Origin of the sequence: Nocardia sp. NPDC050793 (assembly GCF_040654065.1) — a bacterium.
GTDB lineage: Bacteria > Actinomycetota > Actinomycetes > Mycobacteriales > Mycobacteriaceae > Nocardia.
On the sequence record NZ_JBFAHG010000003.1, the window covers coordinates 854277 to 878068 of the forward strand.

27 protein-coding genes are annotated in these 23792 nt (G+C 65.6%); 14 read left to right on the forward strand and 13 right to left on the reverse strand.

The features are described from left to right. Positions 1–36 precede the first annotated feature (36 nt). Complete coding sequence (locus AB0H50_RS14390) at positions 37–609, forward strand: hypothetical protein (RefSeq protein WP_357451434.1); 573 nt, start codon at positions 37–39, stop codon at positions 607–609. On the opposite strand, the gene AB0H50_RS14395 is transcribed toward AB0H50_RS14390, so the two are convergent. The 4 genes from AB0H50_RS14395 to AB0H50_RS14410 all read right to left on the reverse strand — a co-directional run bounded on the left by AB0H50_RS14395 (position 598) and on the right by AB0H50_RS14410 (position 3930). Continuing rightward, positions 598–1746, reverse strand: a complete 1149-nt coding sequence (locus AB0H50_RS14395) for a DUF6545 domain-containing protein (protein WP_357451437.1) — start codon at positions 1744–1746, stop codon at positions 598–600. The genes AB0H50_RS14390 and AB0H50_RS14395 overlap by 12 nt on opposite strands. A 41-nt stretch (positions 1747–1787) precedes the next feature. Then, positions 1788–2276, reverse strand: coding sequence for a hypothetical protein (locus AB0H50_RS14400; protein WP_357451439.1), 489 nt, complete (start codon positions 2274–2276; stop codon positions 1788–1790). Positions 2277–2534: 258 nt separating this feature from the next. Beyond that, positions 2535–3317, reverse strand: coding sequence for an SDR family NAD(P)-dependent oxidoreductase (locus tag AB0H50_RS14405; protein WP_357451442.1), 783 nt, complete (start codon positions 3315–3317; stop codon positions 2535–2537). A gap of 286 nt (positions 3318–3603) precedes the next feature. Next, positions 3604–3930, reverse strand: coding sequence for an integrase core domain-containing protein (locus AB0H50_RS14410; protein ID WP_357451445.1), 327 nt, complete (start codon positions 3928–3930; stop codon positions 3604–3606). A 195-nt stretch (positions 3931–4125) separates the two neighbouring features. On the opposite strand from AB0H50_RS14410, the gene AB0H50_RS14415 reads away from it, so the two are divergent. Next, positions 4126–4848, forward strand: a complete 723-nt coding sequence (locus AB0H50_RS14415; protein WP_357451448.1) for a transcriptional regulator — start codon at positions 4126–4128, stop codon at positions 4846–4848. Positions 4849–4979: 131 nt separating this feature from the next. On the opposite strand, the gene AB0H50_RS14420 is transcribed toward AB0H50_RS14415, so the two are convergent. Further along, positions 4980–5960, reverse strand: a complete 981-nt coding sequence (locus AB0H50_RS14420; RefSeq protein WP_357451451.1) for a zinc-dependent alcohol dehydrogenase family protein — start codon at positions 5958–5960, stop codon at positions 4980–4982. Between the two features lie 100 nt (positions 5961–6060). On the opposite strand from AB0H50_RS14420, the gene AB0H50_RS14425 reads away from it, so the two are divergent. Next, the gene (locus AB0H50_RS14425) at positions 6061–6630 is read left to right on the forward strand and encodes a TetR/AcrR family transcriptional regulator (protein ID WP_357451454.1); all 570 of its coding nucleotides are present in this window, start codon (positions 6061–6063) and stop codon (positions 6628–6630) included. A 148-nt stretch (positions 6631–6778) separates the two neighbouring features. On the opposite strand, the gene AB0H50_RS14430 is transcribed toward AB0H50_RS14425, so the two are convergent. Beyond that, positions 6779–7705, reverse strand: a complete 927-nt coding sequence (locus AB0H50_RS14430) for a zinc-binding alcohol dehydrogenase family protein (RefSeq protein ID WP_357451457.1) — start codon at positions 7703–7705, stop codon at positions 6779–6781. A gap of 82 nt (positions 7706–7787) precedes the next feature. Between AB0H50_RS14430 and AB0H50_RS14435 the strand changes: the two genes are divergently transcribed. Further along, positions 7788–8240: a MarR family transcriptional regulator gene (locus tag AB0H50_RS14435; protein ID WP_357451460.1), complete on the forward strand. Its 453-nt coding sequence runs from the start codon at positions 7788–7790 to the stop codon at positions 8238–8240. 118 nt (positions 8241–8358) lie between these two features. Here the strand turns inward: AB0H50_RS14435 and AB0H50_RS14440 are convergent, their stop codons facing one another. Next, positions 8359–8811, reverse strand: a complete 453-nt coding sequence (locus AB0H50_RS14440; RefSeq protein WP_357451463.1) for a MarR family winged helix-turn-helix transcriptional regulator — start codon at positions 8809–8811, stop codon at positions 8359–8361. 44 nt (positions 8812–8855) lie between these two features. Between AB0H50_RS14440 and AB0H50_RS14445 the strand changes: the two genes are divergently transcribed. After that, the gene (locus AB0H50_RS14445; RefSeq protein ID WP_357451466.1) at positions 8856–10409 is read left to right on the forward strand and encodes an FAD-dependent monooxygenase; all 1554 of its coding nucleotides are present in this window, start codon (positions 8856–8858) and stop codon (positions 10407–10409) included. Between the two features lie 83 nt (positions 10410–10492). Here AB0H50_RS14445 and AB0H50_RS14450 read toward each other — a convergent pair whose 3' ends face one another. Further along, complete coding sequence (locus AB0H50_RS14450; protein ID WP_357451469.1) at positions 10493–11248, reverse strand: DUF899 domain-containing protein; 756 nt, start codon at positions 11246–11248, stop codon at positions 10493–10495. Positions 11249–11278: 30 nt separating this feature from the next. Further along, positions 11279–12043: an SDR family oxidoreductase gene (locus AB0H50_RS14455; protein WP_357451472.1), complete on the reverse strand. Its 765-nt coding sequence runs from the start codon at positions 12041–12043 to the stop codon at positions 11279–11281. A 218-nt stretch (positions 12044–12261) separates the two neighbouring features. Between AB0H50_RS14455 and AB0H50_RS14460 the strand changes: the two genes are divergently transcribed. Then, the gene (locus tag AB0H50_RS14460; RefSeq protein WP_357451475.1) at positions 12262–13230 is read left to right on the forward strand and encodes an RNA polymerase subunit sigma-70; all 969 of its coding nucleotides are present in this window, start codon (positions 12262–12264) and stop codon (positions 13228–13230) included. Positions 13231–13249: 19 nt separating this feature from the next. On the opposite strand, the gene AB0H50_RS14465 is transcribed toward AB0H50_RS14460, so the two are convergent. From AB0H50_RS14465 to AB0H50_RS14475, 3 genes are read right to left on the reverse strand one after another with little or no spacing between them, the layout of a single operon-like run. Continuing rightward, positions 13250–13375: a hypothetical protein gene (locus tag AB0H50_RS14465; protein ID WP_357451477.1), complete on the reverse strand. Its 126-nt coding sequence runs from the start codon at positions 13373–13375 to the stop codon at positions 13250–13252. A 51-nt stretch (positions 13376–13426) separates the two neighbouring features. Further along, complete coding sequence (glpK, locus tag AB0H50_RS14470; protein ID WP_357451480.1) at positions 13427–14947, reverse strand: glycerol kinase GlpK; 1521 nt, start codon at positions 14945–14947, stop codon at positions 13427–13429. Positions 14948–14983: 36 nt separating this feature from the next. After that, entirely contained in the window at positions 14984–15799 is an 816-nt protein-coding gene (locus tag AB0H50_RS14475) for an MIP/aquaporin family protein (protein WP_357451483.1), read from the reverse strand. Positions 15800–16060: 261 nt separating this feature from the next. Here AB0H50_RS14475 and AB0H50_RS14480 point away from each other — a divergent pair, with 261 nt between their 5' ends. The 3 genes from AB0H50_RS14480 to AB0H50_RS14490 all read left to right on the forward strand — a co-directional run bounded on the left by AB0H50_RS14480 (position 16061) and on the right by AB0H50_RS14490 (position 18930). Further along, complete coding sequence (locus AB0H50_RS14480; RefSeq protein WP_357451486.1) at positions 16061–16825, forward strand: IclR family transcriptional regulator; 765 nt, start codon at positions 16061–16063, stop codon at positions 16823–16825. A 48-nt stretch (positions 16826–16873) separates the two neighbouring features. After that, a complete protein-coding gene (gene glpK, locus AB0H50_RS14485; RefSeq protein WP_357451489.1) occupies positions 16874–18388 on the forward strand; it encodes a glycerol kinase GlpK in 1515 nt (504 codons plus the stop codon). 206 nt (positions 18389–18594) lie between these two features. Continuing rightward, complete coding sequence (locus tag AB0H50_RS14490) at positions 18595–18930, forward strand: DUF4333 domain-containing protein (protein WP_357451492.1); 336 nt, start codon at positions 18595–18597, stop codon at positions 18928–18930. A gap of 97 nt (positions 18931–19027) precedes the next feature. Here AB0H50_RS14490 and AB0H50_RS14495 read toward each other — a convergent pair whose 3' ends face one another. Then, complete coding sequence (locus AB0H50_RS14495; RefSeq protein ID WP_357451495.1) at positions 19028–19786, reverse strand: hypothetical protein; 759 nt, start codon at positions 19784–19786, stop codon at positions 19028–19030. Positions 19787–19878: 92 nt separating this feature from the next. Here AB0H50_RS14495 and AB0H50_RS14500 point away from each other — a divergent pair, with 92 nt between their 5' ends. The 5 genes from AB0H50_RS14500 to AB0H50_RS14520 all read left to right on the forward strand — a co-directional run bounded on the left by AB0H50_RS14500 (position 19879) and on the right by AB0H50_RS14520 (position 23718). Continuing rightward, complete coding sequence (locus AB0H50_RS14500) at positions 19879–20127, forward strand: hypothetical protein (RefSeq protein WP_357451584.1); 249 nt, start codon at positions 19879–19881, stop codon at positions 20125–20127. After that, complete coding sequence (locus AB0H50_RS14505) at positions 20115–20603, forward strand: transposase (RefSeq protein WP_357451498.1); 489 nt, start codon at positions 20115–20117, stop codon at positions 20601–20603. The genes AB0H50_RS14500 and AB0H50_RS14505 overlap by 13 nt, the downstream gene beginning before the upstream one ends. Positions 20604–20957: 354 nt before the next feature. Beyond that, the gene (locus tag AB0H50_RS14510; protein WP_357451500.1) at positions 20958–21320 is read left to right on the forward strand and encodes a hypothetical protein; all 363 of its coding nucleotides are present in this window, start codon (positions 20958–20960) and stop codon (positions 21318–21320) included. 244 nt (positions 21321–21564) lie between these two features. Continuing rightward, positions 21565–21879 carry a hypothetical protein gene (locus tag AB0H50_RS14515; protein ID WP_357451503.1) on the forward strand — a complete coding sequence of 105 codons (315 nt, stop codon included), beginning with the start codon at positions 21565–21567 and terminating at the stop codon, positions 21877–21879. Positions 21880–23007: 1128 nt separating this feature from the next. Next, on the forward strand, positions 23008–23718 hold the full coding sequence (locus AB0H50_RS14520) for a hypothetical protein (protein ID WP_357451505.1): 711 nt from the start codon (positions 23008–23010) through the stop codon (positions 23716–23718). The last annotated feature ends 74 nt before the right edge of the window (positions 23719–23792 follow it).

Sequence of the window (23792 nt, forward strand, 5' to 3'; positions counted from 1 at the left end):
ACCATGCCTGCCCACTCGGGCGTTACGATGCAAGCTATGGATGGGCCGCTCAGTTTGGGACGCACCGATGAGCTCGGTCGGTCCGAGTCGGCTGGGCAGCGATTCGGACGGCTGATGAAAGCGTTCCGCCACAGGAACCTCCCCGACGAGTTGATAACGCATCAGCGCATCCATGATCTCGGAGGTCCGACTCGGAATGTCCAGTCCCGCATCGAGGCCGGGCAGGTTCACGCGGTCAGCGCTACCACCGAGGCGAAGTACAACCGGGCGCTCGAGGCTTTGGGATTACCTCCAGGCAGTGCAACCGCGGCCCTGAACCACGGCAGCACGCTTGATCCCGTCCCCAACGATAACTCCACGTCGGCAGGACCGGACGATGTCGAGAGCGGAGTCAAGGCACTGAGGACGCTCAACCGTGAGCACAAATCTGTAGCGGATCTCGTCACCGAGCTCGACCGGCTCGGTATCGAGTTGAAGCACGCCCGAAGTCACGCAGATGGTTATCAGCTGACATTCGCCAAAACAGCGATCGATCAACTGCTCCAGACGTTGCAGAATGCGACCGAGGCTGCGCGCAAATCCGCTCGAGACGACACGTCACAGCTCTGAGAGCCCCTGAGATGCTGCCCGAGGCGCGCGTTCGGCTTCGCTGAGAAGCGATTTCGTGGGTGCCCATAACCGAAGCAACGTGTCCTCGTCGGGTACATTGGCCGGTTGCGCGGACGGTTCACCGGCTGATTCGCCGTTACGGCTGTCGGCCAGTCGCTGAGCCGCCATGACCAGCTCGGTGACGAGCCGCGCGTGCTCCTGATCGTCCTCGTCGACGGTGCTCTCGATCAATTCATCGACGGCTACCGGCAGCGGCCGCACGTATCTGGCGACGATCTCGGCAGCATCACGTATCTCGATATGCAGACGTTCCACACGTTCCGCCGGAGAAGCACCCCACCGGTCGGCCCACCGCAGCGACAACACGACCTCCGGTACGGCGGCGGTCAGTTCCCGCCACAGTGGATACAGCCGGCCCAACTTCCTTAGTCGCGCCACTGCACGGGCGCAAGATGGCACTATCGCAAGGGCCAGAACTGCGCCGAAAAGCAACTGCGGTTCACCCGACGCGAGCCCGTCGGACGTGAAGTTGTACATCTGACGGGCGAAGTCGGTACCGACTCCCAACGCGCCGAGCGCCGCGAGGAATACCAGCGAGCTCACCGGGACCACGCTGAGAACAGCGACAACGACCAGGATGCGTACTACGTTCTTTTCTCGCCGCGACGTCGCGCGTCGTCGCAGCACGGGCAGGGTTCGGAGCATGTAGCTGGATACGAATACCGGCGGTGTCGAAAGTAGTCCGATGTAGATGCCGTACCGCCAGCCCCCGTACTCCGCGATCGAAACCCCTTGTGCCCGTGCAGGACTGCTCAGCAACAGGAATGCCACACCGAGGCCTGCCGCCACCCCTATCGCAACCCGGAATCGGGTTTTGTATCGAACCGGGCCGTGTTCACGCAGCAGCCACAGTCCCAATCCCCACGTCCACGTCAACACAGTCGTCCAGTGCCATACGTCGAACAGAGTCGGCAGTCTGCCGGGTATGAATCCAGCTAGCTGGCGGGCGATGGCAGGGTCACGCAAAAGGACACCGATCGCGGTGATCCCCGCGATCATGTTAATCAGGTGGTCAGCCTCCGTCGCACGACGAACCAGGACTATTCGAATAATCGCGAGAGCGACGATGAACACCATCGCCACCACAGCCACAGGGGTCGGCAACGTTTGCGGCCACATCAGAACACTTTCAGAAATCTGTCACGGCGCGGCCCGCCTGCGCGAACCCGAGTCCTGACCATCGTTGCGAACAGCTCGGCCTCGTACTCTTCCGGGGGGTCGTAGCTGGATGCTCCACGGAAGGCCCGGACCGTAGCGATGTTGTGGTCCAGCTCGACACCAGGCAACAGCATCGCCAGCTCCTCCGTCGGCGAATCCTGACCATGATCGAGCAACATATGGCCGAGTTCATGGAAGATGTCGTGCGGGTCAGAGGAACTCCGCAGAAAGAACACGTCATAACCACTGCACGCCAGCCACATCCCGCACAACCCCACCGGCGCCTCTAACGGCAGCGGCAAACGCACAATGTTGCGGCCCCGGATGCGCTCGACCGATGCGAACAGCTCCTCGGCCGTCCAGTCTTCGGGCAATGTCTCGTCGAGGCGGTCGACAAGGGTTTGCAATCGAGCGCGAGTAGATCCCCAGCGCCACAAACGTTTTCGCATTACTTGAGTACTCCTTCCGGCAAGGACGAGAGTTCGCGGAGATCGGAGCCCGGGGTCATCACACTTGCTGGATAGCGAAAGATGCTGGGTGATAGCGGAAAGCGCGGCGTCGCGTGTGACAGCTCACGGCCTCTTTTCCGTGGCGATCTGTGCAATACATCGCGGCCGCACCAGCCGAGTTCATCGACTGGCGTCGTGGGGCTCGATAGGTACGTCGCTCGCTCGTCCACGATCGACACCCGCTTTCCGTGTCTGCTGTCATCGTGGTTCTGTTCGGTCGAGCCTGATGCCGAGCATGCGTTGAACACGGGAATTCAGCATTGGCGCAAGGCCTCCGAGAACGACACCCATTCGCAGCTCGAACGGCGCGACCACGGTTTCGCCGATATCGTCCTCGATTGCACGGATCACCGCTTCGGCGACCTGCTGCGGGGACGATGTGCGGAACCCCGGAGGCAATCGCACACCACTGTCCGCGAACATCCCCGCCTCGCGCACGAATCCCGGCTCGACCAGGGATACACCGACTCCGCTGCCGCGCAAATCTTCACGCATACCCAGGGCGAACCCACGCAGACCGAACTTCGTCGCGTTGTAGACCGCTGTGTCGCCGGATGTGACACGGCCACCGATAGATCCGATGAAAACGATGTGGCCCCCGCCCCTCACCCGCATCGATCCGGCCACTTCCCGCGCCATCACGATCGGTGAACGCAGATTCACAGCGATAGCGTCGTCCAGATCCGCAACACTGAAGTCCAGCACAGACCCGCCTGCCGGCAGACCAGCACCTGCAATGAACACATCGACCGGATCGACTGCCTCCAACAGTTTCGTCACATCGTCGGGACAACCGAGATCAGCGGCGACAGGTCGAGCGCCGAGTTCGGACGCCATACGATCCAGCACATCGAGGCGACGACCCGTCAGAATCAGCTCGGCTCCATACGCTTTCAGTGATCCGGCGATCGCCTGGCCGAGGCCGCCCGTGGCGCCGGTCAGAAGAACCTTTGCCCCCGACAATCGCGAGTTCCGATTCATACAGACATACCCTTCAGAGCTCGAAACCGCGCGAACCCGATGTCGCACACGCGCCCAGCCGATCCGGAGGATCACCCTCGATCGCCGAGGACGTGATCGTGGCCTGCGGCCCGACCAGGCTAGCGCACATGTATCATGCGTGCGACGAACTCGCCCGGTCGAGCACTGAACAACGAAAGTTGCAGCAGGACTATCGATTTCAGCAACTGTAGCACTGAACCAGTCACAACTCAGTCGAGCGATGACAGCACGCTGAACTGTCACGAGTTCGGGACCGGCTTCGGTGTCAGACCAGTGCCGGTCGGCGTGGTAGTTGTTGAGAGTAGTACGCGGCTTCGTATTCGGCCGGGGTCAGGTAGTCCAGCCACGAGTGCAGACGGTCGTTGTTATACCAGCCGCACCATTCCATGAGCGCGAATTCGACCTCTGCGAAGGTCTTGAACGGGCCGTGCCGGTTGACGACCTCGGTCTTGAACAAGCCGATGATCGAGTCCACGAGTGCGTTGTCGTCAGCATCGCCCACAGAACCTACCGATACCGCGGCTCGGATGTCGACGTGGTACGTGACGACGCGCGGGCGTATGTGGTGCAACGCTTGCTCGGGCGACCCCAAACGGTGTGCTGGTCATCGAGGAGACGGGTCAGCTCGCCGTTCCGACTGGAGGGCACAGGCGCCGTCAATGCCTCTATGCACGAGATCAGATGCGGCTCATGTGACGGAATCGGGTAAGCATGACCTCTGACCTGCATATTCGGACTTCCCTACTGGAGCCGTGACTCTCCATCCCATCGATGTATCTTTCCGTGGTTGTCCTGGCTCGAGCAAGGTCGAGAAATTAATGTGAGCGTTCAGGTTTTGGAGGCGGTGTCGCGGACGCTCGCGCTTGATACGGCTGAGCGTGCGCATGTGTATCGGTTGGCTGATGTGCCGACTGTGCCTTCGCCGCATGGTGGTAGTGCGTTGCCGGAGGAGCTTCAGGTGATCCTGGATCATCTGGAGCCGTTGCCTGGCGCGGTGCTGCATGCGCGCTATGACGTGCTCGCCTACAACCAACCCTATGCGGCTCTCTGCCCAGGGTTCGTTACGGGCGAGCGAAATTTGGTCAAGCGGATCTTTCTGACGCCGGACTGCTGCAACACCTATCACCACAATCCCGAGGATTTGCGGCGGATGGTGGGGTATCTGCGTGGGGCGTATGTGAAGAATCTGGGTGATCCGGAGTGGGAGGACTTTATCGCTGAGATGTGTTCGCGGAGTGGGGAGTTCGCGATGTTGTGGGCGCGTAATGATGTCGCTGTGCCGGGGAGTAGGACGAAGCAGATCCGTAATTTGGCTGTGGGTGATTTGGAGATGTATTTGACGAGTATGTCGTTGCCGACGATGCAGCATGCGTGGATGCAGGTGTATACGCCGGTTGATGAGGTGGCGTGGGTGAAGTTGCGGGAGTTGTTGGCGATGTCGGAGGAGGAGCGGGAGCGTCCGTGGGTCGAGCATCGGGAGACCTATCATGCTCACGCTGCGGCGGGGTGACATTCACGAGCCGCTGCCCGCCAACCCAAGCGGCCAGCGCTGGGAGCTGACCGTCGGGCTGATCGCGGGCGCGAACGTCTGCTATTGCCGAGAGCGGGCGGAATACGCGAGCGCACCCGGCCGGGTCGGTGTCAGATGGTGGCGACGATTTTGCCGGTGTGGTGTCCCTGTTCCAGGTAGAGGTGGGCGGCGACGATGTCGTCGAGGGTGAACACGGTATCGATGATGGGGCGCAGTGCGCCGGTGCGGATGCCTGCGGTCAGGAATGCGGCGATGCGGTGCACGACCACCGGGTCGAGGGTGTGTTCGAAGCTCATGTACCGAATCATGGTGATCGGGCTGGCGGGATACGGTGCGGGCCGGGGGTCCAGCCAGCCGACGGTGATCAGGACGCCACTGAATCGTTTGGCCGCGTTGGCCAGGTCGGCCAGGCCGGGACCCATGACGGAGTCCAGGACGATGTCGGCGCCGGCGCCGTTGGTGTATCGGTGCGTGGCCTCGACGACATCGTCGTGGTCGGTGACGATGACCGCAGCGGCGCCGGCTGCCAGTAGGGCCCGTTTTTTCGCAGCGCTGCGGGTGACGGCGAGGGGGATGGCGCCGATCTGATTGGCAATCTGGATGGCGGCCAGGCCGACCGCGCTGGAGGCGGCGGTGATCAGGACATGGTGGCCGGGTCGCATCGCGGCCTTTTCGACGAGCGCGCCGTAGGCGGTCGAGTACGCCACCCACAACGCTGCCGCACTGGTGGCGTCCAGCCCGTCGGGCCGGGAGACGATCCGGTCGACAGGGAGGACGATGTGTTCGGCGTAGGTGCCGTTGGAGTCCATGTCGGGCACGGCCGTGACGATGACCGCATCACCGATGGCCCATCCTTCGACTCCGGAGCCGAGGGCGTCGATCGTGCCGGTCGCTTCGATACCGAGGCGGGCGTGTGGCAAACGGATCGGCCTCGGAGACATACCCGCGCGCATCATCTGGTCGAGCCGATTGATACCTACGGCTTCGATCTTGATTCGCACCTCGCCTGCGCCCGGGTTGCCGACCGGTTCGTCGACGATGCGCAGGACTTCGGGGGCGCCGGTCTCATCGAAGACGACGACTCGTGACATGGGGACTCCTGACCGCTCTATTTCTCGTACAGTCGTTCTATAAATATAGATAGTACAGTCGTTCTAGGAATGTCAATCCCGGTGCATGAGGAGGCAAGCGATGGCGGGGCGTCCGGTCGACCATCAGCGCAGGGACGAGTTGCTCGACGCGGTGGTCGATTACACGGTCGAGCACGGGCTCAGCGAGCTGTCGTGGCGGCCGGTCGCCGCCGGTGTCGGGGTCTCGCCGACCACGCTTGTGCACCACTTCGGCACCAAGGAGCAAATGCTCCAGATCGTCCTCGAGCGGTTACGGCAGCGCATGTTCGCCGCCACCCGCGATGCGGCGGGTGCGCATCCCGACCTGGCGACGGCAGCACGCGCGGTCTGGGTCCGAACCTCCGACCCGCGGCGGCAGGCGGAGTTCCGGTTGTTCTTCGCCGTCTACGGGCGAGCCCTGCAAGCCCCGCAGCAGTTCGCGGACTTCCTCGACCACGTCGTCACCGATTGGATGACCTCACTGCACGAGGCCCAAGTACCCGGCACCGACCCCGAGACCGCAACCCGCACAGCAACATTGGTGATCGCGACGATTCGCGGACTGCTACTCGACCTTCTCGCCACCGGCGACCTGGACCGGGTCCACGGTGCTGCCGAAAGCTTCCTGAGCACCCTCGAACACCGGCTCTAACCCTCGCAGTCACCCCACCCGGCGAAACAGCCGGAACCCAGGCGGTGAACACGTGGGAACTATCGCCACCAACCCCGGCGCGAGTGACGCGACGTAATGCCGCCTACAGCGCACCCAAGCGGCTGGCGCTGACTGGCGGGCTGGTGCGCTACGGGACGTAGACGATGCGGTCGTCGGTTTGCGCGTTCCACGTCTCGCCGACCTGGGCGAGGGGCACGGGACGGGCCCGCACGTCGATCGGGTCGGTGTGCACCGCGACGGCGAGTTCGGGCAGCTCCGCCAGGAAGTCGCGTGCCGGTACCGAGCCGATTCCGCTGCCGCAGATCTGCAGCCGGGACGCGCGCAGCAGCGAGGAGTCGACGGGAATCGTCTGACCGGCGACGGATCCGATCTGGATCCAGTCCAGCGGAGCGCTGCGGTCGCGGCGGGCGGTGATCATCGCGGTCATCGCTCGGGCGGACGGTTCTCCCCACACGTAGTCGATGACGATGTCGACGTCGGCGGCGCGGTCGGCCCGCTCGAAGGTCGCCGTTTCGTCCGCGCCGAGGTCGTGCAGCGCGGCGAGCTGGGAAGCGTTGCGTCCGACGGCGATCACGTATGCGGCACCGAACCGTTTGGCGATCTGCACCGCCATCCGGCCGGCGCTGCCGGTGGCACCGAGGACCAGGACGCGTTGACCCTCCCGGAATGCGATACGGCGGCGCAGTGCGACCCAGGACGACATTGCCGGGTTCATCGCGGCGGCGATGCGCACCGGGTCGGCGTCGTCCGGCAGTAGCACGCTGCGGCGGGGGTCTATCACCGTCTGCTCGGCGAGCGTGCCCAGCTCGCTGTCGTCCAGCGCCGCGTACCTGAGATTTCCGTGCTGGTCGCGTACGACGGCGTCGACGCCGGGAACGAACGGGAACGTGCCGGTGCTGCTGTAGTGCGTGCCGTTCGCCCGAGCCCTGACCAGTTGGTGCAGACCTGCCGCGAGAACGTCCACGACCATCTCGTTCTCTCGCTGGGCGACCGGGGCGGGGTACTCGCTGTACTGCGGCGGAGCGTCGAAGCTGGTGACAACGGCGGCGTGCATGGCAACTCCTCGTATTTGATTGGTATTACAAACTAAATTGAGTTTGGTTGGTAATACAAACCATGTCAAGTAGGATCCCGGCATGGGATCTGACGACGCGCTCGAGGACGCTCTCGTCCGGACGTCATTCCGGGTGATGGCCGTGCTCACCCGCATCGGTTCGGAGCACGATCTGTCCCTCACCCAACTGCGGCTGCTCGGCCTGCTGCGCGACCGCCGACCGCGCATGACCGATCTGGCGGCGTTCCTGGGGCTGGACAAGTCCACGATGTCCGGCCTCGTCGAACGAGCAGAGCGCCGAGGCCTCGTGGCACGAGGCAAGTCGCCGCAGGATCGCCGGGTGGTCGACGTGTTCATCACTCCGATGGGCAGCGAACTCGCGCTACGGGTGCAGGAGGAGATCCACGCGGCCCTCGCGCCCTATACCGACCGTCTGGCTGCGGACGACCGCCAGGTGCTCACGCAACTGCTCGACTCCGTTTCGGGAACGCCAACGAGGGGCGACGGGAAAGAAGTTTCGACGAACGCACTGTGAGCCCAGACGGGAACGCTTCGATGTCGCCGTCAGCGCGCACGCTGGCTACGGCGATATCCAACAGTTCGGATTCTCTGTAGGCCAGTGGATGGAAGCGGGCTCACCCGCGCCGAATGTCTTACGGGTTGGTGATGGCGTCTTTCCTCCGATCGAGATTGTCGCCGAGTCGGGTCAGGAGATGTGTCAAGGTGTTGATTTCTTCGGCGGTGAATCCCGCGACGGCGCGGCTGTTGAGGGCGGCCAGACGGTCGCGTGCGTCGTTCAGTCGCGCACCGGTTCCGGGGGCCAGCGCGATCGTCTGACTGCGCGCATCGCGAGGGTTGGGCTTGCGGCGGACCAGCCCGTCACGATCCATGCGGGTGAGCAACTGGGCCATGGAGGGCTGTTCGATACCGGTGGCTTCGGCGAGTTCTTTCTGGGTCAGTTCCATACCTTCGTGTAGCAGCGCGAGCACGGGCACTTGCGCATACCGAAGGCCGAGGGGTGTGAGCGCGAAGTCCGCATCGCGTGCGAGTGCACGGGCGGCGCGGTTGATCAGTTGAGCGAGGCTGGGTGTGGTGAGAGGGGTCATAACTTCCTTTGCATAGGATCCTATCTAATGTTAGATAGGATCCTATGAACTTTAGATCTTCAGCATCCGAAGCCCAAGTTGTCATCGCCGGCGCTGGACCGACCGGCCTCATGCTGGCCGCTGAGCTGCGCCTGGGCGGCGTGGACGTGGTCGTGGTGGAGCGGCGCGCGTCCGGAACCGTCGGCGAGACGCGCGCACCCGGCATCAATGCTCGCAGCGTCGAGATACTCACCCAGCGCGGGCTGGCCGAGGAATTCCATAGCCGCGGCAAGATCCTGCCGGGCGTACTGTTCTCCGGAATCCCCATGGCCCCACAGGATCTCGACCCCGACTGGCCCTCGGCGATGATCCTTCCGCAACACCAGACCGAACGGATCCTCACCGCCCGCGCCGTGGAACTCGGCGCTCGATTCGAATGGTCCACCACCGTGGTGGACCTGCGTCAGGACGATCACGGAGTCGAGGTGCTCATGGAAGGGCCGTCCGGGCCGAGCGCGATCCGCGCGGACTACCTCGTCGGTGCCGACGGCGGCCACAGCGCCGTACGCCGGATCTGTCAGATCCCGTTCCCAGGCGATGGACCGGTCTCCTGGTGGGTGGTCGGTGACGTGCAGCTCGATTCGCCGCCCGACGGTAACGGAGTCTTCGGGCGCAACGAACGCATCGGCACCTACCAGATTTCGCGGGCCGAACCGGAATGGTTCCGCCTGAGCCTGATGCGGGCCACCCCGCCAGCCGACCGCACCGCACCGGTCACCCTCGACGAACCACGCGAGGTCATGCGCGATGGCCTGGGCACCGATTACGGCCTGAGCCGAGCACGATGGATGTCACGATTCTCCGACGGATTCCGTCAGGTCACCAACTACCGGCACGGACGGGTCTTCCTGGCCGGCGATGCCGGACACACCCATTCACCGATCGGTGGACAGGGCCTGAACCTCGGGATCCAGGACGCGGTGAACTTGGGCTGGAAACTGGCCGCCGTGCTCAACGGCAGCGTATCCGACGCACTGCTGGACACCTATAACCAAGAGCGGCACCCGATCGCGGCCGCCGTGCTGCAACTGACCAAGGCGCAAACGGCGCTGATCAAACCCGGCGCGCAGAATGACGCACTGCGCGCGGTGGTGGCCGACATGCTCGCAGTGCCCGAGACCTGCCTGCGGATCGGCGGGATCCTCAGCGGACTGAACCTGCGCTACCCGCTCGGCGACACCCACCCGCTAGTCGGGCGACGCATGCCCAACCTGACTCTGTACACCGATCAGGGCACCACCGAGGTGTTCGACCTGCTGCGCCCCGCACGGCCGCTGCTGATCAACCTCGGCGCCGACGGATTGTCCGGCACGCCTGCCGCGTGGGCTGATCGCCTGGACTACCTCGAGGCCCGGCTCGACCCCGCGCTTTCGGCGGGCAGCTGGACGCTACCCGTGTTCGGTGAGGTCCCCGCGTGTGACGCGGTATTCGTCCGGCCCGACGGCTACGTCGCCTGGGTCGACCCCGCCGACGCCCCTGCGGACCCCGGCGCTCTGACCGGCGCCCTCGACCGGTGGTTGGGCACGCCCGCTGGAGCCCTGTCTGCCATCCGCCGCTGACCCCCGCGGCCACCGATGTCGCCGTCACGACCCGGCAAGGGCGGTAAGCGGTCGTGACGGCGCTCCGGAAACGGCGTTGTCGATCAGGCGCGGCCCTCCTGGTCGGCTCGCGGCGGCCGTTGGTCATTGGGGTTGTCCGGGTCGGGGTCGCCGAACCACCGCGACGGCGGGTGCTGGCCGTATGCGTCGTGCCAGTCCCACCATTCGTAGGGCGGGGTCTGCGGGTAGCCCTCCGGTGAGTCCTCCCACTGCTCCTGGCGGCCCAGCGCGGTCATGTCGAGGTAGCTCCACGTGGTACCCAGTGCCTCGTCGCCGCGGTCGTGGATGAAGTAGGTGCGGAATACATGGTCGTCGCCGTCGCGGATGAATGCGTTGGTGCCGTGCCATTCGTCCACGCCGAAGTCGGCGTCGAAGTCGTCGGTGATCGTGTACCACGGCATATCCCACCCCATCCGCGCCTTCAACCGCTCGATGTCCGCCTGCGGCGCGCGGGAGGCGTACACGAGTGTGGTGTCGCGGGCGTTCAGGTGGGCAAGGTTGGGGACATGATCGGCCATCATGGAGCAGCCGCGGCAGGCGTGGTCGGGCCAGCCGTCCACGCCCGGCTCGAAGAAGGCGCGGTAGACGATCAGCTGACGCCGACCCCGGAACAGGTCGAGCAGGCCGGCCTTGCCCTCGGGCCCCTCGAACACGTAGTCCTTGTCCACGGCCTGCCACGGCATACGCCGTCGTAAGGCGGCCAGCGCGTCGCGTGCGCGGGTCAGCTCCTTCTCCTTCACGAGCAGCTGCTGCCACGCAGCCTTCCACTCCTGTGGCGCGACGATCAGTGGTGTGCTCATTGCGATGACCTTCCTTTCGGTTTCGGTCGTTCAGGCCAGTGGTGAGATGCCCGCGGAGGTGAGCGTGTGCGTGTGGTGCACCGGGCGTTCAGCAGTCGCGATTTCGAGAACCGACTTGCCCACCTGTTCCGGGGTGAGGGCAGGTCCCGAGGACCGTATGAACGTGTCGACATCGACACCTTGCCGCTCGGCGTAGGCCGCCACCGCCGCGGCCCCCAGATCGGTAGCCGGTGTCAACTGAGGGAGGACGGACACGAACCGGATACCCAGCCCGGCCCGCTCCGACTCGACGGCCGCATAGGTCGTGATGAGCTTGACGGTGGCCTTTGCGCCCGCGTAGCCGCCGCTCAACGGCGACCCGTTGATCGCCGCGCCGCTGGAGATCGCGATTACCGTGCTACCCGGCGCCAGCGGGCGCCGCAGCGCTTCGCGAGTCCAGTGGAACGCCTGGGCTACGTCGACATTCCAGTTCTGGCTGAAGGTCTCCCATGTCTGGTCCTGCAAGGGGCTCATCCGCGGAGCCGCCCCCGCACACAGGACCACCGTGCGCGGTCGATGCTCGTCGAGGAGCCGGCTGGCCGTCGTGGGATCGGCGGCGTCCGCGGCCACCGCGGTGAAGGTAGCGCCGAGTTCGTCGCGCACGGCGTCGAGATGCGCGCTGGTCCTGGCGACACCGACGATATGTGCACCGGCAGCCGACAGCGCCCTGGCGATACCGCGGCCGAATCCACGGCTGGCTCCGGTAACGATCGCCGTCGTGCCTTCGAGGCCGCCGGGCTCGAGTGTTTCGTTCACGGTCGTATTCGCTTTCGTTGGTAGTGGTTCGAGGTCCCCACTAATTCAGATACGCCGCGGCGCCGCGATTCATCGGTGCTGCGCGGACCAATCGGTCTCGTTGCCCACGCACTTCTTCGGCGATCGGGGGCGAGCCGACCGATGAATTTCGGCCGCCGGACGTATCTGTACTGGTAGGGGTGCCCATCTCTGCCACGTCGAGACCCAGGAGTACGACCGTGCCCGTCCAGGAGAATTTCATCGAGCAGGCGGCGCCGTTCCGTGCCGAACTGATCGCGCACTGTTATCGCATGCTCGGTTCGGTGCATGACGCCGAGGATCTTGTCCAGGAGACATACCTGCGCGGCTGGCGTGGCTATGCGGCGTTCGAGGAACGCGCGGCGCTGCGGACCTGGTTGTACCGCATCGCGACCACCGCGTGCCTGCGCGCGCTGGAAAACCGCGCCCGCCGGATGCTGCCGAATGGATTGGGCGCCGGCTCGATCGACCCCGATGCGAGTCTCGAGGGTGACGCCGGTGCTTACCGCTGGATGGAGCCGTTGCCCGATGCGTTGACCCCGGAAACGGCACTTGTCGCGAGGGAGAGCGTCCGGCTGGCCGTGGTGACGGCCATGCAGGAGCTGCCTGCGCGTCAGCGGGCCGTGCTGATCCTGCGCGACGTCGTGCAGTTCAGCGCCGCCGAAGTCGCAGAACTACTCGAAACCACCCCTGCCGCGGTCAACAGCGCTCTGCAGCGGGCACGCGCCCATCTCGCCGAGGTCGCCCCCACCGGCGAAAGCGTGACCGAACCGGACGACGCCGAGCGCCGCGACCTCCTCGACCGGTATTGCGCGGCATTCGAGAACGCCGACCTGGCAGCCCTCGTCGAGCTACTGGCGGCCGACGTCAGGCTCGAAATGCCGCCGGTGCCGCTGTGGTTCACCGGGCGCGACGCTGTGACCGGGTTCCTTGCCAAGCGTGCCTTCGCCGAGCCTGGCGATCTCATGCTGCTCCCGACGGCCGCGAACGGACAACCCGCTGTCGCCGAGTACCGCCGGGGGGCGGGAGACGTCCTGGAAGCCCATTCGATACACGTCATCACCACCGGCCCCCACGGCGTCGCCGCCATCACCGTCTTTCTCGAACCAACGCTGTTCGCCGCCTTCGGCATGCCACTGACCCGTTCGAAGGAGCGCTCAGGTGGATGACGGGCCGCTCAGTGCAAGCTCACGGCGAGGCGGCGTCGAGGGCGGCGCCCGCGCCGACCACGCCGCCGCCGCGGACGAGCACATCGATCTCGGTGTCGCCGAGTGAGTTCACCGCGCGGGCGCGGTACTCCACTCGTGCGGACACAGCGGTATCTCTCCTTGTTTCGGTGTTATTCGGATAGGCCGACGTCGCCCCTCATTCGTCGACGTCGATCCAATCGAGGGTGCGGGAGACGGCCTTCTTCCAGCGCGCGTAGCCGCGCTCGCGCTGCTCTTCCGACCAGGTGGGAGTCCAGCGTTTGGCCTCGTTCCAGTTCTGTTCGAGCTCGTCGGTGTCGTTCCAGAATCCGACGGCGAGCCCCGCCGCGTAAGCGGCGCCCAGCGCGGTGGTCTCGGCGACTACCGGCCGCGACACCGGCACACCGAGGAAGTCGGCCTGCAACTGCATGCACAGCTCGTTGGCGGTGACGCCGCCGTCCACACGCAGCACGTCGAGCTTCACCCCGGAGTCGGCCTGCATGGCCTCGACGACGTCGCGGGACTGGTAGCAGATCGATTCCAGCGTCGCCCGCGCCAGGTGGGCGTTGGTGCTGTAGCGCGACAGACCGACGATGGCTCCGCGCGCGTCCGAGCGCCAGTACGGCGCGAACAGTCCCGAGAACGCCGGGACGAAGTACACTCCGCCGTTGTCCTCGGCCTGCCGGGCCAGCGATTCGCTCTGCGCCGCACCGGAGATGATGCCCAGCTGATCGCGCAGCCACTGCACCGCCGAACCGGTCACCGCGATCGAACCCTCCAGCGCGTACACCGGCTTGTCCGAGCCGAGCTGGTAGGCGACCGTGGTGAGCAGTCCGTGCTGCGACCGCACGATCTCGGTTCCGGTGTTCAGCAGGAGGAAGTTGCCGGTGCCGTAGGTGTTCTTGGCTTCGCCGGGACGGAAGCAGACCTGCCCCACCGTGGCCGCCTGCTGGTCGCCGAGCACACCCGACAGCGGCACCGCACCGCCGAACGGACCGTCGGCGCGGGTGGTCCCGAACAGCTCCGGGTTGGACGAGGGCACGATGGCGGGCAGCATCGCGCGCGGGATGCCGAAGATCGACAGCAGCTCGTCGTCCCAGTCCAGCGTCTCCAGGCTCATCAGCATGGTGCGGCTGGCATTGGTCGGATCGGTGACGTGTACCCCGCCGTCCACGCCGCCGGTGAGCTGCCACAGCAACCAGGTGTCGGTGGTGCCGAAGAGCGCGTCGCCACGCTCGGCGTCCTCGGCCACACCCGGAACGTTGTCCAGGATCCAGCGCAGCTTCCCGCCGGAGAAGTAGGTGGCCGGCGGCAGGCCCGACTTGCGCCGGATGGTGTCACCGTGCCCGGCCTTCTCCAGATCGGAGGCGATGCGATCGGTGCGGGTGTCCTGCCACACGATGGCGTTGCAGTACGGCCGCCCGGTCTTGCGGTTCCACACCACCGTGGTCTCGCGCTGGTTGGTGACGCCGACCGCGACCAGATCGCTCGCCACCAGATCGGCCTTGGTGAGGGTGCTCTGGATGACCGCGCGGGTGCGCTCCCAGATCTCGGTCGGGTTGTGCTCCACCCACCCCGGGCGCGGCAGGATCTGCTCGTGCTCGAGCTGGTGGCGGGCAACCTCGTTGCCGCTGTGGTCGAACACCATGAAGCGGGTGCTCGTGGTGCCTTGGTCGATGGCGCCGACGAACTTGGTCATCGCGGTCCTTTCGAGAAACTGCTGTCGGAAATGGATTCAGAACAGGAACTGGGCAGCGAGACCGGCGAGCGCGCCGCCGACCAGCGGGCCGAGCACCGGCACCCAGGCATAACCCCAGTCGGAGTTCTTGCGGCTCGGTTCGGCGCTGACGTCGGGCGACTCGACCGACGAGCGGGCGCCGACACCCACCGGAACCCGGGCCTCATCGGCCGGCACGGGCTTGCTGACCGGCAGGAGTGCGTGCGCGATGCGCGGACCGAGGTCGCGAGCCGGGTTGATGGCGTATCCGGTCGGGCCGCCGAGCGACGCGCCGATGCCGACGACGAGGAACGCCGCCGCGACCGGGCCGAGTCCGCTGGGGGTGTGTCCGAACGCGAGGATCACCAGGACCAGGGTGAACGTACCGATCACCTCGGTGGCGAAGTTCCAGCGGAAGGCGCGGATTGCGGGGCCGGTGGCGAACACCGCGAGCTTCTTCTCCTCGTCGGTCTCCTCGTCGAAGTGGCGCTTGTAGGCTAGGTAGGCAGCGGTCGCGCCGAGGAACGCGCCGGCCAGCTGACCGCTCAGATAGGCGAGCGTGGTGGCGCCCGAGATGGCGATACCGGAGGCGTACTCGTCGGCGCCGCTGAACAGGATGCCGATGGTGACCGCAGGATTGAGGTGGCCGCCGGTCTTGTAGGCGACATAAACGCCGGCCAGCACCGCGAACCCCCATCCAAAGTTGATCAGTAGCCAGCCGCCGTCCTGTCCTTTGGACTTGGCCAGCAGTACGTTCGCGACCACACCGACCCCGAGCAGCAGCAGTACTCCTGTACCGAGTGCTTCGCTGAGGAAGATTGAGCCGAAGTTCATCGTTGAGCCTCCGTTTCGCCCCGCAGGTCGCAAGCGCGACCGTGCGTGAAGCGGAAAATTACGGGGGGATTTCCGAGTCGGACATAGCTCGCATTCGACAATGCCGAATGGCTCGACTGGTTGCCAGAACGCCGCGCCACTACCGTCCGACCCGCTAGGAGGATGTATGGCGCAGCTCACACGGGGTTTCAATGATGTAACTCAGGTATTACCGAAGATTCGACATTGTCGAATCGCCACTTGCCGGATAGGTTTCCCGACATGCCAGGTCCGATCCAATCAATCGAGCGAGCGGCGGCCGTACTGCGGCTGCTGGCCCGCGGATCAGGTCGTCTCGGCATCGGCGACATCGCGGGTGCGCTCGATCTTGCCAAGCCGACCGCGCACGGCATTCTGCGCACGTTGCAGGGCGTCGGTTTCGTTGAGCAGGACCCGGCAACCGGCAAATACCAGCTCGGCGCCGCGCTGCTGCATCTGGGCACCAGCTATCTCGACGCAAACGAGCTGCGCTCCCGGGCGATCAACTGGGCCGACGCCCTTGCGGCGCGCACCGGAGAGTCGGTGCGGATCGGCGCCGCGGTCGATGGCGCGGTGGTGGTGGTCCACCACGTGTTCCGGCCGGACAACACCGAGCAGGCGCTCGAGCTCGGCGAACTCCTGCCCCCGCACGCCACTGCTCTGGGCAAGGTCCTGCTGGCCTACGACACCGACCTGGCCGCCACGGTACGTGGAAGCGAACTGGCTCCGCTCACGCACCGCACTCTCGTCGACCGAGCCGCGCTGGCCAGGGCGCTGGCCGTGGTGCGACAGGCCGGATGGGCAGGCGACACCGAGGAGTTCCGGTCGGGCGAGGCGGGTATCGCCGCGCCGATCCGGGCGCCCGGCGGTCTCGTGGTCGGCGCCATCGGCATCACCGGCCGGGTGGATCGGCTGTGCGACGCACAGTTGCGGCACCGGCAGGCGCTGGTCGGTTACGTCCTCGACGCCGCACGGGCGGTCTCGAGGGATCTCGGTGCGCCGCACTGAGTTCCGGCAGGCCGGTGACTGGCGGACTTCGACTGAAGGCGGCCGCCGATGACGCAACGTTACGTGCTGTCCATCGATCAGGGCACCACCTCGACCCGCTGCATCCTGTTCGACCAGCGCGCCCGCTTGGTCGGCGTCGCGCAGCGCCCGCACCAGCAGCACTATCCGCGCCCGGGATGGGCCGAGCAGGACGCGCTGGAGATCTGGCGCAACGTCGAGCGGATCGTGCCGCAGGCGATGCGGGATTCCGGCGTTGCCGCCAACCAGATCGTCGCGCTCGGCATCGCCAATCAGCGCGAGACCACCGTGGTGTGGGACCGCCGCACCGGGATGCCGATCGGGCGCGCCATCGTCTGGCAGGACGTGCGCACCGAGGAGTTGGTCGGCGAGCTGCGCGAACGTCCGGATGCGGACCGGATCCGGGAGCTGTGCGGCCTGCCGCTGGCCACGTACTTCGCGGCGCCGCGGCTGCGGTGGATGCTGGACGCCGTCCCGGGTCTGCGCGACCGCGCCGAGCGCGGCGAGGTGCTGTTCGGCACCATGGAGACCTGGCTGATCTGGAATCTCACCGGCGGGGTCGACGGCGGGCTGCACCTCACCGATGTCACCAACGCCAGCCGCACCTTGCTGATGAACCTCAGCACCCTCACCTGGGACGACGAACTGCTGGCGTTCTTCGGCATTCCCGCGGCGATGCTGCCGCGCATCCAGCGCTCCACCGCGTCCTACGGTGTGACCCGCCGGGTGGTGCCTGGCATCCCGATCGCCGCCGCGCTGGGCGACCAGCACGCCGCGCTGTTCGGCCAAACCTGTTTCGCGCGTGGGGAAACCAAGTGCACTTACGGCACCGGCGGGTTCCTCATGATGAACACCGGACGCGATCTGGTGCGGTCCGAGCACGGTCTGCTCACCACGATCGGCTACCAGATCGGCCCCGAGCCGGTGTACGCGTTGGAGGGACCGATCGCGGTCACCGGCTCGCTCGTGCAGTGGGTGCGGGACAACATCGGCCTGGTCACCAGCGCGCCGGAGATCGAAACGCTCGCGCGCACCGTCGAAGACAACGGCGGCTGCTATGTGGTGCCCGCGTTCTCCGGGCTGTATGCGCCGCATTGGCGCAGCGACGCCCGCGGCCTGATTGCCGGACTGACCTCCTACATCACCAAGGGGCACATCGCCCGCGCCGTGCTGGAGGCCACCGCGTGGCAGACCCGCGACGTGGTCGAGGCGATGAACGCCGACTCCGGCCTGCAGGCCGCCACCCTGCGCGTGGACGGCGGCATGACGTCGAACAACCTGCTCATGCAGATCGTGGCCGACGTACTCGACGTGCCCGTCATGCGTCCGTTCGTCGCCGAGACCGTCTCGCTGGGTGCGGCGTATGCCGCCGGCCTCGCTGTCGGTTACTGGCCGGATCTGGAGGGACTGCGCAACAATTGGCGCCTTGCCGCCCAATGGCTTCCGCGAATGGACCCCGCGCATCGCGAGGACGAGTACGAGAAGTGGAGGCGCGCGGTGGAACTGACCTTCGGCTGGGTGCGATCGAAACCGCGTGCTCGGTAGAAGCGTGTCGTCCGCGGGCGCGCATCGCGGCGGGTCTTGTGTCGGGCACCTGGAACGGGCGGCTGCGATCGGGGCTTTGAGTTAGCCGGAGTGTTCGACGCAACGCAATGCCTAGCTCGCCGAACGGCTTCCAGGTGCGGCGCACCGAAACGTATGCCCCCCGAATGGTCTTGCCAAGTTCTCCTGGCGAGGATAGGACTATCGGCGTGGTCGATCAACAGAACTTCGCCCGTACCGTCATGGCGGTTTCCTCCGCGGTGGTCGCCGTCTGCGCGGTGGCGGTGACCGTGAAGGTGATGAGCACCGATCTGGGCCCCGTCGAACAGCCGCGGGTGCTGGACCAGGCAGCGTTGGAGCAGCAGGTGGCGAACATGCTGCAGGGCGTGGGAGACGAGCCCGCGGGCCGGGTGACCTGCCCCGGGTCCGTCGTGGTCGAGGTGGGCAACCAGTTCGAATGCCAGGTCTGGAGATACCTCCACTCCGAGGATGTGCTGGTCAAGATTGTCAGCGACCAGGGCGAGATCACGGTGGACCGTTCGTAGATCCTGGACCTGTGTTCGGCGGTGCGCCGGCTCGCTTGCCCTCCTATGCTCCGGCAAAGCATTCATGGCGCGTTCGGGCACTCCGCCACTGCCTGATTCAGCTCCATGGCCATGCGCTCGCGTCGTATTCGCCCGGGCCCTCGATCCGAAGCTCGAGCTCCTTGGGGGTAACCGTCTCTTCCGTGCGCAGCCTCCAGATCACGCAGTGCGCGAGGTGCTGGAAGTCGCGGGACATCGCGGGAACCGGCCGTCGCCGTCGCCACCGGGGTTGGGTCTCGGTCGGCGGCGTCCAGCCCTGGCACTCGATCATGTGCCTTCTGGTGCCGTCGCTCGGCCGCCGCCGCTCGTCCTCGGAGTCCGAGACGCTCAGCTCGACCTCGAGGGCGTCGGGCAGGGCGCTGAATCGGGCGGACCCGTGGTCCGCTCCGTCGACGACCAAGGCGGATCCGGTGGCAAGGCTCTCAGCGATCGCGCCCGAATCCTCGGTCGCTTGGTTCCACGCGGCGCGCTGGATGTCATCGACAGTGAACCGCAGCGACTGCTGCCGGCTCTCTTCGCGTCGGGCCGGGCGGACGAGCTCGAGGACGACGGCGTGCCGATCGTGGACCGCGCCGAGTACAACCCTGGGAAGCCTCCAACACAGACCCGTGCCGTATTGCAGGGTGCCATGGACCGGTTCGCCCAGCGCGTCCCGGAATCCACGCAGCGCGGCCCGCATGGTGAGATACAACTCGTCCTTCAGGTGTGCGTAGCCGTCGCTCTCGAGGTCGTAGCCGGACATATCGGCGCGGATGGCGACCCGGACCATCTCGTGCAACTCGCCGCCGAGCCAGAAGATGGCTGTCGGAGAGCTCAATTCGAGGTTGGTTCACCGAAAAGGATTGAGCCCGCGCGAACTCGCCGGTCAACAACAGCGTCGGTGGGCGGACCGGAAACCGTCGCGAGTTCCTGACGCCGGAGTGCTGCAATACCGATCACCATAATTGGGATGGTCTTCGTCGGATGGTGGGGTATCTGCGTGGGGCGTATGCGAAGAATTTGGGTGATCCGGGATGGGAGGAGGTCGTTGCGGAGTTATGTTCGGAGAGTGAGGTTTTCGCGTCGCTGTGGGGGTTGAACGATGTGGCGGTGCCGGCGAGTCGGACGAAGTTGGTGCGGAATTTGGCGGTGGGGGAGTTGGAGATGTGCAGCTGCTGACCTGGGCGAGAAGCTTCGGCACACTTCGACGCGCCGGCGTGGAGGGCACCAGCTCCTATGGCATCGCTCTGAGTCGCTATCTTCACGAGGCCGGGATAGCCGTCCTGGAGGTCAACCAGCCCGATAAGGCGCATCGGCGTCGCCGCGGCAAAACCGATGCCATCGATGCCGAAACCGCCGCCCGGGCCGTGCTGTCGGGCCGAGCGACCGCTGTCGCCAAGTCCGGGAATGGTCCGGTGGAGATGATGCGCATGCTCAAAACGGCTAAGGAATCGGCGACCAAGTCCCGATCGCAGGCCATCAACCAGCTCAAAGCCGTTGTGATGCACGCAGATCCAACGCTGCGAGAGTCGCTGGCTGGATTGAGCAACCCGCGATTGATCCGGCGTTGCGCCGACCTCGACCGTGTCACACCGACAACGGCACAACCGCCACCTACACGCTGCGGTCACTGGCGCGGCGCATCCTGGCCCTGACCGCCGAGATCGACGACCTCAATTCTCAGATCACCTCCACGATCTCCGCATCTAACCCCGCACTGCTCGACTGCTACGGCGTCGGACCCGATACCGCATCAGCGTTGCTCATCACCGTCGGCGACAACCCGGAGCGGCTGCGCAGCGAGGGTCATTCGCCGCCCTGCGTGGTGTCAGCCCTGTCGAGGCGTCATCCGGAAAGACCAAGCGCCGCAGGCCTACCGAGCCGGATTCGTCCTGGCCCTCATCTCGAATGGCTCAAATCGCTTGCAAACACTACCTAGACCACCCACCCCACAGCATCTCCACACAACACCACGAAGCCCCTACGACCGCGAACTATCGTGAGTCGTCATGATCAAGATCCGCCCAATCCCCGCGGCGCTTCTCTATATCCTCGGCTCAATCCTCCTCGGCCCCACCATCTTCCTGGCCGGCTACCTCATCACCCCCGCAAACGGCGACTTCTGCGACGTAGGAGTCCATGGCTCCCGTGAACAACGCGACCGCGACTACACCCTGATCGACACAATCCAAACCACCGGCGCAATTGTCATGCTCCTGCTCGGCGCACTCGCCCTCGCCTACCTGTGGCTCAACCTCCGAAGGGTAGGACCGCTCCCCATGGCAGTGCTCAGCGCCGGGATCCTGATCATCGCGTCCGGCTACCACCTGATCCTCAGCGCCGCCCAATACGGAAACCCGACCTGCTCCTGACCGCAGTACACCCCCGACTCCAACCGCCGGAAAAGGTTGCGGCGCCCACCCTTCCCTCATCGTCGAATAGGCTCAAACCATTGGGAGACACGCTAGGCGCTTTGAAACTAGCGCCATCAGCGGCGGCTCTAGTTGTCGCGGCCACCGCAAATGTCAGGCCGCAGGACACCCCAGCTAATACTCTCCAGCAGCGATGTCGGCATCTCTGCTACGGTCTCGCTTCGTACACCTCCGAGAGGAAATCATGATCAAGTCTTCGTCCGCCGCCGCCCTCGCCATCGCTGTGGGCGCGCTGATCGCGTTGCCCGCCACGCCCGCGCACGCCCAGTCCCCAAGCTGTGCCAAAGCCATTGAGCTGATCAATATCGCCATCGACACCACCGGCGGTACCATGGATGAGGCGACCGCGACCGCGCTGTCCGGCAGGCTGAGCGGCCTGGCCGAGACGGCGCAGGGCGCCGAACGGGATGCCATCGCGGCCTACGCCGGCGCCCTGGTCGATGCCGGGGTCGCCGACCTCACTCCCTTCACCGACGAACTCAACCGCGCCTGCGCCTGACCGCGCCCATCGGCGGATCCCCTGTCGGCGCGGCGCCCGAACAAGTACCACCCCTGGCCGTCGACCAACACAGGGGGTACGCCACCGATCAGCCTGTGACGCTCGGTCACTGTCGCGCTCACCGCGTTCTCCTCCGTGCCGATAACCTCGCCTCTCACCCAGTCATCACTGCGTGCGGTGGAGAGCTCGGCACCATCACTGGCGACGGCATCTGCCAGCATTGGCTTCCAAGCTGAGATCGCTGGACGGATTACGACCGAAGAAGCCAGTCGCTTCGGAGGCATGTGCGCCGCGCGGCGGAGTATTTCGCCGGCGCTGCGGATCGCTGGGGCATTGCCGCAGCGATCCGGCTGGCCGGAGTATCGCGAGACGCCTTGTCGGCCCGAGGCGTTGGCAGGACCGCGAGCTGGTATTGGATCCTTTCGATGTCGCGTTGGGCGCTCCGCTGTCGGGTCCGACACGTTGCATCTGTCGGTCTGATCAAGCTAGCGCCCCAATCAGCGCGTACGCCTCGGCTCGGCGATTGGTTCCCGCACCGACCAAGGACGGGGGCCGAACTCGCCGCGGAGACAGTCGACGCGATGCTGCGCTTGAAGTGCGTGATCAGCGTTCATGCCGGCGGCCTGCGGAGCCATGCACCTCATCCTCATCTCGCGAATGTCGCGAAGCAGTGTGAATCCCGACCAGCTCGTGGCCGTATGCATCGCAGAAAGCGGTGTACCGCTCGCCGGTGATCCAGCCGAATGAGCTGTGCTTGATCACAGTTCGCTCGAGTCGCCGACGCGGCCTCGGCAGCGATTCGGCACACGATTGAGCAAATCACCCCGGAGATCGAACAGCTCAGCCACGCAATGGTCGGTGACGGGAGGGGTTTCGCAGGGGCAGGTAGTTCCGATCACGAGGGTGCTAGCGGAGCAGTTTCGCCGACGTCGGCGATGACGGCGTGACGCCGCTACAACGGCGGGCGATGCCGGTCGGTGTCTTGTGAACGATCGTTTCCGATCCACGATGGCGCCCGCCATGGGAGCCACTACAGTGCGTTTGCCCCAGGCGCTCGCGGTCGAGAATTGGATGTGGAAAACCCGGTGGGCCGTGCCATGATTGAGCACATGACAACCGGAAAGGCCAATGGCCGATAGTCGCAACCTCGCGCTTCACGCAACCCTGCCGGAGCGCTACGGACGATTCGATATCCTCGCCTCCACTATCGACCACCGTGGCCGGCTACTAGCCTTGCTTGTCGATCCCGTCCAGGGTGGGGCGGCGGCCTTGCCGTGGCGCCGCCGAGGGCCTTGGAAGCCATCGATACCACTTTTCGACGCGACCGTCGCCATCTGCGACGGGGACGACGAGCACGAGATCCCGCTCTACGGCCTCGATCAGTGGTTCTCCGAAATCGATGCCTTGGGCGATGGCGTCGTTCTGGGCGCTGCACGTATCCCTGCCGCGAATGCCCAACGGCCACACGAGCAATCTGCCCCGGCGCATGAAACCAATCTGCCCCGCAACGTCATTGCCTTCGATAGCGGTGGCACGCGAGCAGGAGCTTTTTATGCTGGAGACGGCATCGAACAGTTGTTGACCGATCCCCGCGGCAGGATCTGGATCAGCTACTTCGACGACTCCACCTACCGATTCGCCATGCCCGATGGCACGTGGTCAGTCAGCTCCATGGTCGGGCTAGCCCGCTGGAACGACCCTGACGGCGACCCCTGGTTCGCCTACAACGACACCGGCAACGAGGTCGACTGGTGTGACTGCTACGCGCTCAACGTGGGCCAGGCGCTGGTCCACGCCTGCCCCTACACCAAATTTCCACTAGGCCGTGTCTCCCAATGATTTGAGCCATTCGACGACGAGGGCCAGGACGAATCCGGCACGGTAGGTGATGGCCAGCTTGTCGTAGCGTGTGG

Coding starts and splice junctions, on each gene's coding strand:
- glpK (WP_357451480.1), bottom strand. CDS start 14,947: ATGACCAAGTTCGTCGGCGCCATCGACCAAGGCACCACGAGCACCCGC.
- AB0H50_RS14390 (WP_357451434.1), top strand. CDS start 37: ATGGATGGGCCGCTCAGTTTGGGACGCACCGATGAGCTCGGTCGGTCC.
- AB0H50_RS14480 (WP_357451486.1), top strand. CDS start 16,061: ATGCCAGGTCCGATCCAATCAATCGAGCGAGCGGCGGCCGTACTGCGG.
- AB0H50_RS14425 (WP_357451454.1), top strand. CDS start 6,061: ATGGCGGGGCGTCCGGTCGACCATCAGCGCAGGGACGAGTTGCTCGAC.
- AB0H50_RS14395 (WP_357451437.1), bottom strand. CDS start 1,746: ATGGTGTTCATCGTCGCTCTCGCGATTATTCGAATAGTCCTGGTTCGT.
- AB0H50_RS14400 (WP_357451439.1), bottom strand. CDS start 2,276: ATGCGAAAACGTTTGTGGCGCTGGGGATCTACTCGCGCTCGATTGCAA.
- AB0H50_RS14450 (WP_357451469.1), bottom strand. CDS start 11,248: ATGAGCACACCACTGATCGTCGCGCCACAGGAGTGGAAGGCTGCGTGG.
- AB0H50_RS14420 (WP_357451451.1), bottom strand. CDS start 5,960: ATGTCACGAGTCGTCGTCTTCGATGAGACCGGCGCCCCCGAAGTCCTG.
- AB0H50_RS14430 (WP_357451457.1), bottom strand. CDS start 7,705: ATGCACGCCGCCGTTGTCACCAGCTTCGACGCTCCGCCGCAGTACAGC.
- AB0H50_RS14515 (WP_357451503.1), top strand. CDS start 21,565: ATGATCAAGTCTTCGTCCGCCGCCGCCCTCGCCATCGCTGTGGGCGCG.
- AB0H50_RS14440 (WP_357451463.1), bottom strand. CDS start 8,811: ATGACCCCTCTCACCACACCCAGCCTCGCTCAACTGATCAACCGCGCC.
- AB0H50_RS14445 (WP_357451466.1), top strand. CDS start 8,856: ATGAACTTTAGATCTTCAGCATCCGAAGCCCAAGTTGTCATCGCCGGC.
- AB0H50_RS14435 (WP_357451460.1), top strand. CDS start 7,788: ATGGGATCTGACGACGCGCTCGAGGACGCTCTCGTCCGGACGTCATTC.
- AB0H50_RS14475 (WP_357451483.1), bottom strand. CDS start 15,799: ATGAACTTCGGCTCAATCTTCCTCAGCGAAGCACTCGGTACAGGAGTA.
- AB0H50_RS14520 (WP_357451505.1), top strand. CDS start 23,008: ATGGCCGATAGTCGCAACCTCGCGCTTCACGCAACCCTGCCGGAGCGC.
- glpK (WP_357451489.1), top strand. CDS start 16,874: ATGACGCAACGTTACGTGCTGTCCATCGATCAGGGCACCACCTCGACC.
- AB0H50_RS14405 (WP_357451442.1), bottom strand. CDS start 3,317: ATGAATCGGAACTCGCGATTGTCGGGGGCAAAGGTTCTTCTGACCGGC.
- AB0H50_RS14510 (WP_357451500.1), top strand. CDS start 20,958: ATGATCAAGATCCGCCCAATCCCCGCGGCGCTTCTCTATATCCTCGGC.